Annotated in this window: 13 protein-coding genes; 11 read left to right on the forward strand and 2 right to left on the reverse strand. The window is 46.9% G+C overall.

The window, feature by feature from the left end; translation table 11 throughout:
- The first annotated feature begins 155 nt into the window (after positions 1–155).
- From I2H74_RS06935 to I2H74_RS06955, 5 genes are all read left to right on the forward strand, one after another.
- Positions 156–1,490: a PhoH family protein gene (locus I2H74_RS06935; protein ID WP_195572740.1), complete on the forward strand. Its 1,335-nt coding sequence runs from the start codon at positions 156–158 to the stop codon at positions 1,488–1,490.
- A gap of 425 nt (positions 1,491–1,915) precedes the next feature.
- Positions 1,916–4,318, forward strand: a complete 2,403-nt coding sequence (gene nirB / locus I2H74_RS06940; protein WP_195572742.1) for a nitrite reductase large subunit NirB — start codon at positions 1,916–1,918, stop codon at positions 4,316–4,318.
- Between the two features lie 14 nt (positions 4,319–4,332).
- Positions 4,333–4,656 (forward strand): nitrite reductase small subunit NirD, encoded by a 324-nt coding sequence (gene nirD, locus I2H74_RS06945; protein WP_195572744.1) that lies wholly within the window; start codon positions 4,333–4,335, stop codon positions 4,654–4,656.
- Positions 4,657–5,442, forward strand: a complete 786-nt coding sequence (locus tag I2H74_RS06950; protein WP_195572746.1) for a formate/nitrite transporter family protein — start codon at positions 4,657–4,659, stop codon at positions 5,440–5,442.
- A 322-nt stretch (positions 5,443–5,764) separates the two neighbouring features.
- Positions 5,765–7,267, forward strand: a complete 1,503-nt coding sequence (locus I2H74_RS06955; RefSeq protein WP_195572750.1) for an extracellular solute-binding protein — start codon at positions 5,765–5,767, stop codon at positions 7,265–7,267.
- A 104-nt stretch (positions 7,268–7,371) separates the two neighbouring features.
- Here I2H74_RS06955 and I2H74_RS06960 read toward each other — a convergent pair whose 3' ends face one another.
- On the reverse strand, positions 7,372–8,490 hold the full coding sequence (locus I2H74_RS06960) for a hypothetical protein (RefSeq protein ID WP_195572751.1): 1,119 nt from the start codon (positions 8,488–8,490) through the stop codon (positions 7,372–7,374).
- Between the two features lie 239 nt (positions 8,491–8,729).
- Between I2H74_RS06960 and I2H74_RS06965 the strand changes: the two genes are divergently transcribed.
- Positions 8,730–9,755 carry an SAM-dependent methyltransferase gene (locus I2H74_RS06965; protein ID WP_195572752.1) on the forward strand — a complete coding sequence of 342 codons (1,026 nt, stop codon included), beginning with the start codon at positions 8,730–8,732 and terminating at the stop codon, positions 9,753–9,755.
- Positions 9,756–9,797: 42 nt separating this feature from the next.
- Here the strand turns inward: I2H74_RS06965 and I2H74_RS06970 are convergent, their stop codons facing one another.
- Complete coding sequence (locus I2H74_RS06970; RefSeq protein WP_195572753.1) at positions 9,798–10,034, reverse strand: DUF2626 domain-containing protein; 237 nt, start codon at positions 10,032–10,034, stop codon at positions 9,798–9,800.
- A 296-nt stretch (positions 10,035–10,330) separates the two neighbouring features.
- Between I2H74_RS06970 and I2H74_RS06975 the strand changes: the two genes are divergently transcribed.
- From I2H74_RS06975 to I2H74_RS24520, 5 genes are all read left to right on the forward strand, one after another.
- Entirely contained in the window at positions 10,331–10,972 is a 642-nt protein-coding gene (locus I2H74_RS06975) for an RsfA family transcriptional regulator (RefSeq protein WP_195572754.1), read from the forward strand.
- A 114-nt stretch (positions 10,973–11,086) separates the two neighbouring features.
- Positions 11,087–12,040, forward strand: a complete 954-nt coding sequence (locus I2H74_RS06980; protein ID WP_195572755.1) for a ketopantoate reductase family protein — start codon at positions 11,087–11,089, stop codon at positions 12,038–12,040.
- Positions 12,041–12,120: 80 nt separating this feature from the next.
- Positions 12,121–12,507: a DUF3397 domain-containing protein gene (locus I2H74_RS06985; protein WP_195572756.1), complete on the forward strand. Its 387-nt coding sequence runs from the start codon at positions 12,121–12,123 to the stop codon at positions 12,505–12,507.
- A gap of 96 nt (positions 12,508–12,603) precedes the next feature.
- Entirely contained in the window at positions 12,604–14,232 is a 1,629-nt protein-coding gene (gene bshC, locus I2H74_RS06990) for a bacillithiol biosynthesis cysteine-adding enzyme BshC (protein ID WP_195572757.1), read from the forward strand.
- 53 nt (positions 14,233–14,285) lie between these two features.
- On the forward strand, positions 14,286–14,867 hold a 582-nt coding region (locus I2H74_RS24520), incomplete at its 3' end, for an adenosylhomocysteinase (RefSeq protein ID WP_229106436.1).

Consider the following 14,867-nt stretch of genomic DNA (forward strand, 5'->3'; position numbering starts at 1 on the left):
AGAATCAATCCTTTCACATCCATTCATGAAACAACATTTGCGGCATTACTCAAACCATAGTGTGAGCGACGAACTCGGCTTTTATGTACGCGCTAATAGATGGTTCGCGAGACGATTGTGCTTGTGTGATGCCGCATAAAAGCGGAGGGGAATTCATGAATAAGATCTTTGTATTGGATACGAATGTGCTCCTGCATGACCCAAATGCGCTCTTCGCATTTGCAGACAATGAAGTCATTATCCCAGCTGTTGTTCTCGAAGAAATCGATTCGAAGAAGCGAAATGCGGACGAGATTGGCCGCAATGCAAGAACCGTCTCGCGTGTTCTTGATGGATTAAGAGAGCTTGGTCATTTGCATAGCGGGGTACCGCTGCCGAATGGAGGCACGTTAAAGGTTGAGCTGAATCATCGCAGCTTTTTGAAGGTGCAGGAAATGTTCGGAGAGATGTCCAATGACAATCGCATACTTGCGGTTGCACTTAACTATAATATGGAGCAGCAAGAGGCAGGGATGGCCAAGTCCATTGTTCTGGTGAGCAAGGATGTGCTGGTCCGGGTAAAGGCAGATGTACTTGGCCTGATGACCGAAGATTATTTATCCGACCGCACGGTACGGTCTGGAGATGAGCTTTATTCCGGCCACCAAACGATTCTCGTGCACCCGGCAATTATCGATGAGTTTTACACCTATCGGTATTTGCAAATTAAACATCTTCAGATCCAAATGAAGCTTTATCCTCACGAGTTTGTCATCTTAAAGGATGAGATGGGCACAAGCAAATCAGCGCTGCTTAAAGTGAGTGCTGATGGAACGAAGCTTGAGCCGTTATACCTAAGCAATGATCCCGTGTGGGGAATTACAGCCCGCAATGCGCAGCAGCGCATGGGGCTTGAACTATTGCTTAATGATGATATCCCACTTGTCACGTTGTCTGGGAAGGCGGGCACAGGGAAGACACTCTTGGCGCTTGCTTCCGGTCTTTTAAAGGTGGAAGACGAGCGAAAATATAAGAAGCTGCTTATTGCAAGGCCGGTGGTCCCGATGGGGAAGGATATTGGATACTTGCCTGGGGAGAAAGAAGAAAAGCTCCGGCCGTGGATGCAGCCGATCTATGATAATCTAGAATATTTGTTTGATACGAAGAAGTCAGGGGATATCGACAAGATTCTCCTTGGAATGGGCAGCATCCAAGTGGAGGCGTTAACCTATATCCGAGGAAGATCAATTCCAGGTCAATTTATCATTATCGATGAGGCACAGAATCTTTCCAAGCATGAGGTGAAGACGATCGTGTCCAGGGTTGGGGAGGGAAGTAAAATTGTGCTTATGGGGGACCCTGCGCAGATCGATCACCCATACCTCGATTCCACAAGCAATGGCTTAACGTATCTGATCGAGCGCTTCAAACAGGAGTCGATAAGCGGCCATGTCACCTTAGAACGTGGAGAACGGTCGAAATTGGCTCAAGTGGCGGCGGATTTATTATAAGGTTCTCAACGTAAAAGCAGGTTAAACAGAGACGAATCATTTATATTATCGTTTAGCGATCATCGGCACGATAATGAACGAGTGATTGAGGTATTAATCATACTTTAGGCAAGCGAGTATTAATGGCAGTGCGATCATTAATGCTGCAAGACGCTTATTGCTCATAGAGGGCGATAAGCGTCTTTGTGTATAAAAGACTTTTGCTTGATCCCGGATACCATGATCGGCGAATTATATCGGCAAATTGTATGTTTGGAATTAAAAGGAGAGTTATAAAAGCAAGTTTCATTCGATTCATCGAATGAAAAAATTAGAAAAATGTCCATATAAAAAGTGATCCTAATCACTCTAAAATATCCGAATATTAGGTAATATACTTTTTAAATATATGTGATTTAATTCACAAAATTATTGGAGGAGTAGGGATGAAAAATCATTTGGTGATGATCGGCAATGGCATGGCGGGTGCGCGTTGTATCGAGGAGATTATAAAGAGAAATCCCGATTTGTATGACATCACGATGATTGGGGATGAACCTTACCCAAACTACAACCGAATTATGCTCTCAAACGTACTGCAGGGCAAGACGACCTTTGATGAAATAAACATTAACGATTGGGACTGGTACGAAGCAAACCATATCCGCCTGATCTCGAATGAGCATGTCACACGCATCTGCCGTGAAGATCGGCAGGTTGAGACGGATAAAGGAACCATTATGTCGTATGATACACTCATTATTGCAACGGGATCAAGCGCCTTCATTCTTCCCGTTCCAGGACATGGCTTGGAAGGTGTAGTAGGCTTCCGTACAATCGCGGATACAGAGGCAATGATGGAGACGGCGAAAACGTACAAAAAGGCTGTTGTCATTGGTGGAGGACTGCTTGGATTAGAGGCTGCTCGCGGCTTGCTTGATCGTGGGATGGATGTTCATGTTGTCCATTTGCTGAGTGACTTGATGGAGATGCAGCTCGATCATGCGGCAGCGACCCTGTTAAAGCGTGATCTGGAGAAGCAGGGCATGAAATTCCTCATGGAGAAAAAGACAACCGAAATCTATGGCGAGGGTCGTGTGCAAGGGATTCGGTTCGAGGATGGAACGAGTGTCGAGTGCGATCTAGTCGTGATGGCTGTAGGGATACGCCCGAATGTTGCCATTGCAAGAGAAGCAGGCTTAGATGTAAACCGTGCGATTCGTGTAAATGATCTGATGCAGACGTCAGACCCTGTTATCTATGCAGTGGGCGAGTGCGCGGAGCACCGTGGGATTGCTTATGGGCTGGTCGCGCCCCTCTATGAGCAAGGCACTGTGTTGGCCGATCACTTAACCGGCAAGCCGACAACAGGGTATCAAGGAAGCATTTTGTCGACACAGCTTAAGGTTGCCGGCTGCGATCTATTTTCTGGAGGAGAGATTCATCCTTGTGAGAACACGAAGGCAATCGTTGTGCAGGACGAATGCTTAGGGACGTATAAAAAAGTGCTGGTGCGCGACAACAAGGTTGTTGGCGTGGTGCTGTACGGCGATGCTTCCGAGGGTACACGGCTATTCAGTATGCTGAAAAAGCAATCTGACATCTCTGAATTTACAAACGCGTCAGTGCTTCATAAGGCTGGCGAGGAAAGCGGGCTTGACGTAGCCACCATGAGTGCTGATGAGACGGTGTGTGGCTGTAATGGGGTAACCAAAGGAACAATCGTAGGCGCGATCCTTGAACATGGACTTACGACATTCAATGAAGTGAAGACAATCACAAAGGCAGGCGGTTCTTGCGGAAAATGCCGCGGTATGGTTGAAGCGATTCTTGCCCATACCCTTGGCGATAAATTCGATGCATCTGCAGAAGCGACCGGGATGTGTGGATGCACATCGCTGTCAAGGGATGAGGTTGTAGCTGCCATTAAAGAGAAAGGCCTGCATACGCCTAGAGAGGTACGCAACGTGCTTGGCTTCAAGCATGAAGAGGGCTGCTCCAAGTGTCGGCCTGCACTGAATTATTATTTGCGCATGCTCCATCCTGACGAGTATGAGGATGATAAAGCGTCGCGCTTTGTGAATGAACGAATGGAAGGGAATATTCAAAAGGATGGCACCTTCTCGGTCATCCCTCGCATGTATGGCGGTACGACAACACCAGAGGATCTGATCCGAATAGGCGAAGTCGCGAAGAAATACAATGTTCCACTCGTGAAAATTACAGGTGCTGCCCGTGTTGGGCTCTACGGGGTTAAGAAAGAAGATGTGCCAAAAGTATGGGCAGATCTCGAGATGCGCTCAGGCTATGCTTACTCCAAATCGCTTCGCAATGTGAAATCATGCGTCGGCTCGCAGTTCTGCCGCTTCGGCACGCAGGATTCACTTGGTCTTGGCATTCGCTTGGAGAAAGAGATTGAAATGGTAGATACCCCGCACAAAATGAAAATGGGGGTATCGGGATGCCCACGCAACTGTGCGGAGGTGCTGACAAAGGACTTTGGCGTTGTCTGCGTCGAGAATGGCTATCAGCTTTATGTTGGAGGCAATGGCGGAACGGAAGTGCGTGAATGCGACAGCCTCACGACGGTAACAACGGAGGACGAAGTCATCCTCATGGCGAAAGCCTATGTGCAAATGTATCGCGAGACCGGTATTTATGGGGAACGTACCGCGCCTTGGGTGGAGCGTGTCGGAGTGGACACCGTTCGGACGACGCTTGCTGATCAAGCGCAAGCAGCCTCACTCGCTGCGAGATTCGAGCATGCAAGAGACACGTATAAAGAGGCATGGGGCGAAGCGTTAGTGAACAAGCAGCGTAAGCAGCTCTATACAGTTGAGAAGCGATAAGGGAGGAGATCACGATGAGCATGACGACAGATAAGGTGAAAGTAATGAAGCTGGATGAACTGCCTGTACAGATTGGGAAGGAGGTACAGGTAAATGGCCAGTCGATCGCGATCTTTCGTTTATCGAATGGAGATATTCGTGCAGTAAGCAATCGCTGTCCTCATAAGAACGGCCCTCTTGCTGAGGGGATTGTATCTGGGGAGTTCGTGTTCTGTCCGCTTCACGACTGGAAGATATCGCTTGTGACAGGTGAAGTGCAGAAGCCAGATGACGGGTGTATTCAAACCTACGAGACAGAAATCATCGATGGCTATGTCTATGTCGGAGGTGCCAGGTAGATGAATGAGATCATTCAGCAAATCAACCGATCGGGGCTTGGCAAAGTAAACTTGCTTAATCAGAGCAAGGGCAAATATGTCGTCTCTTCCATGCTTGCAGGGTTATTCGTAGGACTTGGCATTATTCTTATCTTTACGATAGGAGGACTGCTGACGCCTGCTCAAGTTCCAAGCACCAAGATTATTATGGGTGTTTCGTTTGGAATCGCCTTGAGTCTTGTCATTATGGCTGGCGGGGAATTGTTTACGGGAAACAATTTTATTATGACAGTTAGTACGTTAGAGAAGAAGACGACGTGGCTCGACACGCTCAAGATATGGCTATACAGCTATGTCGGAAATTTTGCTGGCTCATTCTTGGTTGCCTTGATCTTTGTCCTCACAGGACTTGTAACAGGCAGTGTTGCTGAATTCATTCAATCGGTGGCAAGCGCGAAAATGAACGCTCCATTTATGGAACTGTTCATGCGGGGGATTCTATGTAATATCCTTGTATGTTTAGCGATATGGTGCTCGGTGAAGCTGAAGGAAGAAACAGCGAAGCTGATTATGATCTTCTGGTGCTTATTCGCTTTTATCACCTCTGGCTTTGAGCATAGCGTTGCCAATATGACGCTTCTCTCCATTTCGCTTCTGGTCCCTCATCCAGACACTGTATCATGGGCAGGACTTGCTGCAAACTTGATTCCGGTGTCTTTAGGGAACATGGTAGGAGGGATCCTATTTGTCGGAATGTCCTATTGGTATATTGCGAAGATAAAAAATAGTCGTATGACACAGCAATAGATGCTCACAAAAAAACGCTGCAAGGCGTTTTTTTTGTTGCCTGGAAGGAGGATTGGCTTTTCATGAAGCAATCAATTGATGTTCACTAGGGCAATAGAAAGGAATGCCTCTTATGTGAAAGTGTTTTTCATAAGCAGGCCTAATAAGGTGATTTCAAGAGAGGCGTCACGCTGAGGGATACTATCTAGGTAATGGAAATGTAACAGACAGGGCTATATCTTTAGTGTTAAAATAGTGAAATGAAAAGACAGCCCGGTTTATGCGTATGGTGTGATTTAAGTCGTACCCACTTTTCCATTACACGGTTGGAAGGGAGTATCACATGCCCAGCACGAAGAAATTGATGGTCGCGGTTATGATGGTATTCGTCTCAGTGCTGCTCTTCTCACAATTGAATAATAAGTTTGTTAAGTTGAATAATCCCCGTGATCCAAAAGAAATGCAAAATGTTGGCGGGAGCCGCCTTGATTTGGATACCGAGAAGCGGGTGCTACGGGTAGAAGTGTCGATGCCAAGACTTTCCTTCCTAAGCTTGCAGAAGCTCAATGAGACCTTTAAGGAACGCTACGGCATTCAAGTAGAGCTTATCAATCATGAGGAAGCAAATGGCAGATTGACGGTAGAGGACCAGTTCCGCTTGGGACAACCTCCTGATGTGCTGCTTGTACATAGCGAATCTGTGCAGAGGCTTGCTCAAAAGGGCTGGCTTCTTCCATATGAGTCTGCCATTAATAACTTAGAAACCGTCCCGTTCTGGATGAAAGAGGATGTGCGTTGGAATGGGTTGACATGGGGAGTTCCCGCGTATGTGGATCCTTATGTTCTTGTATGGAACAAGAAGACGTTAAGCTCATTTACTCACAATGACGCTCCGCCAGCTACAAATACAGAATGGATGAATTTGATGACCACATGGTTTACGGCTCATTCGCTTGAGGAAGCAGCTGGAGGGCAAACGGAAAGTCAAACGGCGTCGACACAGCAGCCAGAGTTCTTATTTTCCTGGCAGGAGGAGGATCCCGCAGCTCTTCTCTCTTTTATGTGGCGGATCGGCTTCATACAGCCAAACCTGCCTGGAGAACGTCTAGGCGAGCCTGATCTATCCTCATGGCGACCACCTGTCGTGACGAATTCGAGTCGGACCATAACATCGACAGCAGGCAGCAGCTTGTCCTCTCCTTCACAGGAGAAGGAAAGTGATGCGGGGAATGAGAACAGTCCCTATCAATGGTTGGAGGCATTCGTTCAGGTCGAAGAATATGATAGCGCTTTTCATTCGATGCAGGATGTGCAGTGGCAGCATGTATGGGATGCTTTAGAACAGGGAAAGGCCATGTTCGCTATGGTTCCGTATTCAGAAGCGATGCAAGGCATGAAGGAACCCTTCTCCTATGAAGAACAGCGAGAGGTAAAGTATCCCTATGGTACGTTCGCAAGAGGCAGCAGTTATGTTATTTCCGCTGATTCTGCGCTTGAAGAGGAAGCGAAGACGTGGATCAGCTTCATGACCGAGCATGAGCAGCTTCAAGAAATGTGGGAGATGGTTTCTTTGCTGCCAGCAGATGGAAGAGTTCTCGAACTGCAGGGGACGATTCAGCGTCGATACCTGTCGGAAGTCTTTCTGAATCGCAACGATGAAATGCTTGCTTTGCGGTTGAGAACAGAACAGCTGCTCCAATTCGGCAAACAGCTTGGTCGCTGGCTTCAGAGTGGTATCACCACTGAATCACTGTTGAAGCAGTGGGATGAACTATGGCTCATGCAGCCCTCAGAGCATGATAAAGAACAGGAAAAAGAGAAAGAGCCCGTATCTCCTCAAGTATAGGAGCGGGCTCTTTCGCTGTATAGATGGGTCTATTGCTTTGTATATCGACATTGCGATATGCAAAGCTTACGAATAAATAGAGTGATAAGTGCGTGATATCCTCATTATTTTAGCTTAACGGCAAGCTTTACCGTTAATTGATGCTGCTCTAGCTTGACTTCTTTGGCGACAATAAACGAGACAAGCTGCTGCGGATAGAAATTCAAGTCGAATTGTTTCTCGAGCTCCTTACGAGTGGACTCTGACAGCTCTAAACCGTTGAATTGCAGCCGTTCCACGTGGAATCGAATCGCATGCTCCGGTTCATTTTCTATCGTATATGTGCCATCCACATACACGCGCAATCCTTCACGTTCGCCTACGGCAGCGATCGTACCATCCTTGAATACGAATTGGAACTGATCAAACATTTCATCTTGCTCTCTTAAAAATTGATTCAATTCTTCATCTTTGATGGAGAGCGTGTATTCAAGGCCGTTCGATTTTAAGTTGCCGTTCTCCTTCACAAAGTCCGGCAGCTTCTGCATCGCTTGGGCAATGGCCTGGAAGTAATGCTTGACTTCAAACAAACCGACGCTTTGCCAGTATTTTGTAAACTCCTGAATCAGCTTCTGCATCGCTTCTGGATCGCTGCTGTTCGCGACATCCTGATCCAGGCTTTGCTTCATTTGAAGCATGCGCTCGCGCTGCGCTTCTAGATCAAGGCGAACCTGTGTAAGTTCTCTTGCGAGCGCTGCCTGCTCTCGTCGCAATTGATCAATGCGCTGTACGTTGCTCTTATAGGCAGTCAATATCTCCTGATCGGTCTCTACTAGAAACTGATAATAATCCAAAAGGGCGAATATATCTTGAAGTCGATCAGCGGATAAAGCTGCATCAAGCAGCATATCCCTCTCTCCCATATAATAGGCACGCAATACCCGTCCGGCATCATGTTGCTTGTCCGACAGCTTTTGTTCTTCTTTTTGCAGATCATGTTCGAGATTAGAGCGAGTAGTAATGGCTTCATTCTCTCGAAGCGCAATACGTTCAATCTCTTCATCCAGCTCTTGTATGGACAGGCTTTGCTGCAAGAAATGCTGCAGCTCATCAGACGTTTCGGCTTCCTCCCATGGGATGGAAGGGACAGGTTCTGCATGCGCAGCGTAGGGAATTAACGCTAACCATAACAGGAAGGCGCAGATGCGAAAGTTGAATCCCGCAACTCTTTTGCCATATCGCATGAAGGACCTCCATATACTATTATCAAGTCGGTGACATAACGTTCCTCTACAATTTCATCGTATGTATGTGATGTGATTTACATGACCTACTGTCAAAAATGAATGAAAGGGTGAGACCCATCCAGCCCTCTACTTTGTACAAACGGATGAAGCAGGAATTGTCACAATTTCCCGATAATCGTATTCCCTTTTCACACTATATGTCAAGGTGCTTATATGACGCAGAGGATGGCTACTACATGAAAAAGCAGCTGAAAGTAGGGCGAGAAGGAGACTTTTACACAAGCGTTTTTATTGGAGACGCGATGGCCAGGATGATTAGCCGCTTTTTTCTTCGCTGCTGCAAGGAGCGAGGATGGAATAACGAAGAGGTGCGTATTGTCGAATGGGGCTCTGGCACGGGGAGGCTCGCCTATCAATGCATTCGTGCTCTTCACAAGGCAGGAAGGCTTCCAAAAGAATATGTGCTTATCGAGCAAAGCAGCTATCATCGAGAAGAGAGCAGGCGCGTTTTGTCCTCATTGCAAGGGGGAGAAATCTCATTAACCATGCAGTGGTGGGATCAAGAGGAGTGGGAGCAAAAGGCTCAAGATGCTCCGATCTTTTTAATCGCAAATGAGCTATTGGATGCTTTCCCTGTAGAACGGGTTCGCTGCCATGGAGAGCATATTGAGCAAGCCTATGTAGAAATGAATGCTGCTACAAATGAACTAGAGTGGTTCTGGATGGAGCCGACAGACGAAGTGAAACGGTGGATCTGCGATCATCAGATTAACCTTCATGAAGGACAAATCTATGAAGCAGGCATATATGCCGCCAGATGGCTTCAGCAGGTGCTAGATCAGCTGCATGCTGCGGAACTCTTGTTCCTTGACTATGGCGATGGGACCACTGAACTGACGGCGGAGCATCGAATGGAGGGGACTCTCCTATGCTATCATCGGCATCAGGTGAATGACAATCCGCTCGTGCTGCCTGGGGAACAGGACATTACGGCACATGTTGACTTCGATGTGATGGCAAGAGCAGCGAAGGGTAGAGGCGCTATTGTTCATCCATTGCGCACGCAGCAGCAATTTTTGCTGGATGAGGGAATCCTTGATGAATTGTGCTCGCATCAAAGCCTGGATCCGTTCTCGAAAGAGGCAAGGCAGAATCGTGCGATTCGTCAGCTGCTCCTATCGGATGGAATGAGTGAAAGATTCCACGTGCTTCATCTTTCCAAGGGAGATGATGCGATGAAAAGAAAAACAGCCGGAGAATAATCTCCGGCTGAAGGTGAAGCATGGCTTCCAAGCCTACCATTCTTAGAATGGCATGCCCATTTTGAATACACTCCAATACGAGAATCCAGTGAAGCATATGATCATGTAAGCCCAGAAGGAAAGTATGTAAGTGCGCTCGCTCAGCTTCAAATAGCCTAACAGCACAAAGACTGCTGTTTGCAAGAAGAACAGCAATGCCATCTCGATCATATCTCCGGCAAATGCCATTAGACCGATAACTAATGTCCAGAATCCGAGTACCCGAAACATTCGTGCCACAATTCATCCCCCTCTCTCAAAGACCGGTCATCTCATCACTATTGACAATATTTGCTCATTGACATTATAGCTGGATAAGCAATTGGTGTAAACTGCCAACTGCAAAGAATTGATAATATTTTAATGAATTGGACTCGCTTGTGGATGGGATAAAGCACAATGTGTATGTTTCATAGGGAAAATGGATATACATTTTAGTATCGATAGATTCTATGAACTCTACCATGGGCATAGAGATGAATAAACGGTGTATTAACCGAAGTGGATAAAGATGGATGTTGTTAGGAGGTTATGGCATGACAGCGATTAGACAAGACGCTTGGACAGCCGATGATGATTTAATGTTGGCCGAAGTAACGCTTCGGCATATTCGTGAGGGAAGTACTCAATTAGCAGCCTTTGAAGAGGTTGGAGAAAGGATAGGACGTACTTCCGCTGCATGTGGATTCCGTTGGAACAGCTGTGTACGCAAAAAATATGAGGCTGCGATTCAGTTAGCGAAGGCTCAGCGTCAGAAACGGAGTTATTTGAAAAAGCAGCAGGTCGGTGCACAGGTTGCCTCAGTAGCGTTAGTGGAGCCAGAAGAGATCCAATTGAATGCTGAAATTACAGATGATTCCTTATCTATGGATATGGTCATTCGCTTCTTGAGACAATGGAAAACAACATATCAGGACCTTTCTCGCCAAGTGAAGCTATTAGAAAAGGAACTGCATGAGAAAGACGAGGCTGTACAAAGATTGCGTCAGGAAAATGATTACTTGTCCCGCCAGGTTTCAGAAGTGCAGTCGGATTATCGCACGGTCAACGATGACTACAAGACCCTTATTCAAATTATGGATCGGGCTAGAAGACTAGCTGTACTCAATGAAGAGGAAGAAGAATCGAAGACCCGATTCCGCATGGATGCGAACGGCAATTTGGAACGAATTGAATAGCTTAGCCATTTACGAAGCGTGTTACGGAAGTTTACTTCCAGTAAGACGCTTTTTGTATGTTAAAATGGGGCTGTTGGGATATTGGAACGAAGTTGGCTATAGAAGGAAAGGAAGATGAATATCATCATGACGATAGATATCATTGGAGGAGGCTCAATCGGGCTGCTGCTTGCCGCTGCCCTTAGACAGTCGGGGGCAGCTGTACGAGTGTGGACACGGACACATGAGCAGGCGAGAGCTCTCTCAAAAGAAGGACTGGTAGTACGAGACTTGAATCAGCATGCCATACACCTTGAACAGATAGAGGCCTATCCCCTAGATCAAGCAGGTGAGCTGCTTCGCGAACAAAAAGCTGAAGTGACATGTGCCCTGCTTGTCGTCAAACAGACGCATATCAATCATGAGCTGTTGGGGTCGCTAAGTAAACTGCCGTTATCAGAAGATGGAATTATGGTCTGCTATCAAAATGGCGTTGGGCATATCGAGAAGCTTACTGAAGTGCTTCCACAAGACGCCTTGTTCCGTGCGGTGACGACGGAGGCTGCAAAGCGGCTATCGGGTCACGAGGTGAAGCATACAGGCTCTGGCACCACTTATTTGGAAGAACGGGAGGCTGTTGATCCAAAGAGAAGAAATCAGCTCGTAAAATTGGATAAACAGTTAAATGATGCAGGATTTCCAACCTTTTTGTCGAAGCATATTCATGAAATGATCACCCGCAAATTACTTGTTAATGCCGTAATTAATCCTCTTACTGCTCTTCTGCGCCTTCCGAATGGTCAGCTTCTTAAGAAGGAGCAGCGTGTTGAACTTATGCGAACAATCTTCGAGGAGATTAGAGATGTCTATTCGCGTGAAGGGATTCACTTAACCGAAGAGGATTGGGCATATATGTTGAACGTATGTCAGAACACGGCCGACAATACGTCCTCTATGCTCGCTGATGTGCTGGCTCATCGTCCTACTGAGATCGAAGCGATTACAGGAGCGATTCTTCAAATGGCAGATCGTCACGGGATACAGGTGCCTCTGCAGCGTATGCTCTATCAACTCATACAAGCCTTGTGATGACAGCTGCTAAATCGATGTAGCCATAAGGAGGTAAGGCTGGTATTGATAATCATTAGAGAAAGGGGTGGATATGACCCATGTTGAGCTGGATTTATGATTCCATGCTTTTGTTTACGGCCCTTCCTTTTTTCCCTTTTATTATCGTGTGGATCTTGTCTTCTTATTGGATCAAAGAGAAGAAGAGGAGAATGAAGCTATCGATCGATATCACCACTCTCTTTCTAGTGGCTTCAGTTGCAGGGCTATTCAATGTTATTTTCAACACGGGTATGGGCATATATCTTCTATTGCTGTTGTATCTAATTACAGCCGGGCTGCTTGGCGGAACCATGCATCGAAAGCATGCTCAGGTTGATGTCCCTAAACTGCTGCGAGCCATATGGCGAGTATCTTTTCTTATTCTTTCCGCAATGTATCTTTTATTAATCTTAATAGGAATCATCCTGTATTTTTATAAGCTATAAAGCATAACAAAATCGTCGTATAGCTCCTATTTCCTTCTTTGACGAAAGATGCGTGGATTGTGTACAATCGACACTAGAGAGGGAGGCGGCTTACAGATGAGTATACAGACGATGCCGATTCCAGTGCAGAATGCACTGTCTAGACATTACATAGAACAGAATCATGGTGTTATACATACGATGTATGAATTTCATCCTGAGAACGATTGGAATAAAAGGGTGGAATGGCTGGATCAGTCCACTCCGATTCGCGCCGAGCGTGATCAATTGGTTCAAGTCTTAAAGGAATATCAAAGCAAAGTAAATCCGCATGAGCGTGTATTTGCTTCCTTAGAACGCCTGAAAGACCCTAAGGCGCTCGTAGTAGTAGGGGGACAGCAGGGCGGAATCTTTATGGGTCCGCTTCTGATGATTTATAAGGCCATTTCCATCATTCGCATGGCGCAGGAGGCGGAGGCTTCTTTAGGCCGTCCGGTTATTCCTGTGTTTTGGATTGCGGGTGAGGATCACGACTACGATGAAGTGAACCATACTTATTTGCTGACGCAAGAGCCGTCAGTGAAGCGCATCCGTTTGTCCCAACAGCCAGAAGGCCGTACACCGGTAAGCTATTTGAAGCTTACGGACGAGACTTGGGAGGAGGCGCTGCAAGAGGTTGAGCAAATCCTGCCGGACACGGAGTTCAAGCCTCAGATGATGGAGTCGCTTCGACATATCGTAAGTAAAAGTGATAGCCTAACGGAGCAATGCGCCAGAATGATTGGCGAATTGTTCGGTGAATACGGGCTGGTGCTGCTGGATTCCGCCGATCCTTCCCTTCGCAGAATTGAGCAATCGATGTTCGATGCACTGATTTGCAAGCAAGAAAAGCTCAAATCAGCCGTTGAGAAGAGTGAAGCCGTGATTCAAGAGGCGGGGTACGAGCTTCAGGCCATCCACCACCCAGACAGCGCGAATCTCTTTTATATCCATGAAGGCGAGCGTTTGCTGCTGCTGTGGAACGGAGTCAACTATTCCGACCGTGAAGAGCAGGTTAACTTTACAACGGATGAACTGCGTCTAGAACTTAAGCAGCATCCGGAACGCTTCAGCAACAATGTGCTTACTCGTCCATTGATGCAGGAATATTTATTCCCTGTGCTTGCCACCGTGCTTGGAACTGGAGAAATTGCATACTGGGCTCAGACGAAGGAATCATTCCGTGCAATGGATATGAGAATGCCGATTCTGTGGCCGCGCATGAGCTTTACTTGCGTGGAAGGTACGCTGCAGAAGCTGCTGACGAAATATGAGGTGACAGCAGAGGATATCTGCTTCTGTTATGATGAGAAGCGTGAAGCTTGGCTTGCTTCGCAGGATCATATTCACCTGGACGAACGCTTTAAGACGCTCTATGACCGTGTGGATGCTGAATACCGCGAGCTGCTTTCCGTTCTGACGGGGGCACTGCCTTCCCTTGGCAAGCTTGGGGATACGAATCATGCCAAAGTGCTAGAGCAGATTGAATTTTTGCACCATCGAGCAAAGGATGCTTTATCCAAGCAGCATGAGACCGGTCTTCGTCATTGGGAACGCTTGAAAGTTTCTATTTGGCCGCATGAAAGACCACAGGAGCGGGTGCTGAATCCGATTCAGTACGCCTGTCGGTATGGTCAGCAATGGTTTAAGCCAATGATGGAAGCGCCTGTCGTATGGAATGGAGAACATCGTTTAGTCTCGCTGTAATACAATAGGAATGTCAGCTGTAAATAAATGATGCCAAATCGGAGGGAAACCGTATGTCACCATCTACAAAGTCGTTGCAGGACAGTATCATTCAAGACATTGCTCTTGCACCGGAAGGTCATTTGAAAATTGATTGGGTAAAGGCCCATATGCCTGTTTTGAACAGCATTCGCGAGCAGTTTGAACAAGAAAAGCCTTTTGCAGGTTTGAAAGTGGCGATTTCCCTTCATCTTGAAGCAAAGACAGCCTATTTGGCCAAGGTGGTTCAAGCTGGCGGAGCAGAAGTGACGATAACGGGAAGCAATCCGCTTTCTACGCAAGATGATGTGTGTGCGGCACTTGTTGAAGATGGAATAACGGTATTTGCAAAGTATAATCCTGAGCCGGAAGAGTACAAGAATCTGTTGATTCGTACGCTTGAGACAAAGCCGGATCTGATTATCGATGATGGCGGAGACTTGATCTCCATTCTTCACTCCGAGCGTCCAGATCTTCGTGCACAGGTTCGCGGCGGTGCGGAAGAGACAACAACAGGCATTCTGCGTCTCAAGGCGATGGAGAAGGAAGGCAAGCTCGAATTCCCAATGGTTGCAGTAAACGACGCGTTCTGCAAATACTTGTTTGACAACCGTTAT

The organism is Paenibacillus sp. 1001270B_150601_E10, assembly GCF_015558675.1.
Classification (GTDB): domain Bacteria; phylum Bacillota; class Bacilli; order Paenibacillales; family Paenibacillaceae; genus Paenibacillus_B.